Source organism: Nostoc sp., assembly GCF_036917515.1.
Taxonomy (GTDB): Bacteria; Cyanobacteriota; Cyanobacteriia; order Cyanobacteriales; family Nostocaceae; genus Nostoc.
Window position 1 is genome coordinate 1 of sequence record NZ_JBALDE010000259.1, and the last position, 1,789, is coordinate 1,789.

At 42.2% G+C, this 1,789-nt stretch carries 2 protein-coding genes; both read left to right on the forward strand.

Translation table 11 applies throughout. The features are described 5' to 3' along the window. Window positions 1-358: HEAT repeat domain-containing protein (locus V7K89_RS33355; RefSeq protein WP_335195053.1), on the forward strand; the 358-nt coding region annotated here is incomplete at its 5' end. 399 nt (window positions 359-757) lie between these two features. Next, window positions 758-1,390 carry an acyl-CoA dehydrogenase family protein gene (locus V7K89_RS33360; RefSeq protein WP_335195055.1) on the forward strand — a complete coding sequence of 211 codons (633 nt, stop codon included), beginning with the start codon at window positions 758-760 and terminating at the stop codon, window positions 1,388-1,390. Window positions 1,391-1,789 lie beyond the last annotated feature (399 nt).

Here is a 1,789-nt window from a genome sequence, read left to right on the forward strand (position 1 = left end):
ATACGTGAGATACGACGCGGCATCGGCTTTGGGTAATATTGGCAATGCAGAAGCTGTACAGGAATTAATCGCCGCCCTCAAGGACTCTAATTATATTGTGAGATACAACGCGGCATCAGCTTTGGGTAAAATTGGCAATGCAGAAGCGTTAAACAAAATCATTGGCCTTTCGGAAATAGACATTTATGAAGGCGAAATTTTTACTTCAGCAAGGACGTTAGCAGTTAGATTTAGCAAGCAAAAGCTGTCTTTTATTCCTGTTTATCCTGAGTTAGTTAGGTATAATCCAATACTGATATTTGTAAAGCATCCTTTGCAATTATGTGGAAATCTTTTGCTTTGGCTTTTTACGCATTAAAAAGTACCTTTTCATATTCACTAAGCTATTAAGTACTTAATTTACACATTGAAACCGCAGGGGAGCGGGGGAGAGGGTTTGAAATTCTTACCCATAATTTAAATTGTGCAACTTGTATGCATAACAGCTTACCAGGAACTCTGTAGGCGTAGCCCAACCTAAGCATCACTATTTTCTAACCAACATTACCCGCAGCTAACACTTGTTCAACTGTAAGCGCAACTTTTAGGAAAATTGCAGACACAATTTGCTGACTTTCGTTATATGCATTAGACGATCGCTCTCGTCCGCTCTACTTATAGATTGTAAACTGTAGCATTCGGCTAATCTCTGTTCTCTTGCAAGGTAAGCAATTTATACTGAATAGACCATACAATACAGAAAAAGCTTGAGTAATCTATGATCACACTGGAAGGGTATAAAGTCCTGACAGAACTGCACGCAAGCCCCAATTCTCAGGTTTATCAGGGATATCGAGAGTTAGATCGACAACCAGTAGTACTGAAAGTTTTACGGCAAGAATACCCACCCCCAGAAGCGATCGCGCAAATCATCCAAGCCGCCGTAGACGTAGGAATTGCTAAAGCCGCAGTCCGTGACACCATCCACTTTGTTCGCAAGCATACCCGCCCTTGGGTTGACAGCAATTTAGAAAAAGGTTATGAAGACCCACTGACGCTCTATAACTTAGGTAATGTCCAAATTCAGGTTCACGCTTCTGAAGCATTGCTGCGTCGTGCAGGCGAATTTCTTGACATCGCCAACGAGTCAGGCTTAGAAGAACCCAAGGTAGTTGAAGCATCGATCGCAGTTGCTGAAGCCAAAGCCTTAGCCACCGAAGCAGCATTACTAGCTACCAACAAATTGTTTGAACTAGCAGGTACTAAGTCCACATTGGAGGAATTCAATTACAATCGCCACTGGCGAAATGCCCGCGCTCACACACTCCACGATCCCGTGCGTTGGAAGTACTACGCTGTTGGTAACTACTTCCTCAATGGTGTCTATCCCCCGCGCCATCCTTGGTTGTAATTGCAGCATTCTCTACTGGGGTGAAGCTTTCAGAATTAACATTTACCAGAATGCTTTACCCATTTATAGGGTAGTTAAGTTTTCTTTAGTAACTAAGTCAGATGTAACATTTGAAAACTGAGATACAGATGTTATACCAATTCGCAATTCACAATGACGCTCTCTACGAGACGCTAAAAGCGTAGCTTGCTTCTCTGAAAGAGTACGCGGACTCGCTAACGCAATTGAGAAATTTAGATGCAGCAAGGCAATCCCTGCTTACATCTGTTACCTTATTTTAGAGAATTGGTGTTATCTGAGACATACTATAGCGGTTCTCAGTTGGGTGCAATATAGTAACAGCAGTGGGTGAACCATCCAATAATGTCTTTTTTAGTTACCGCATTCAGAGCATTTGTA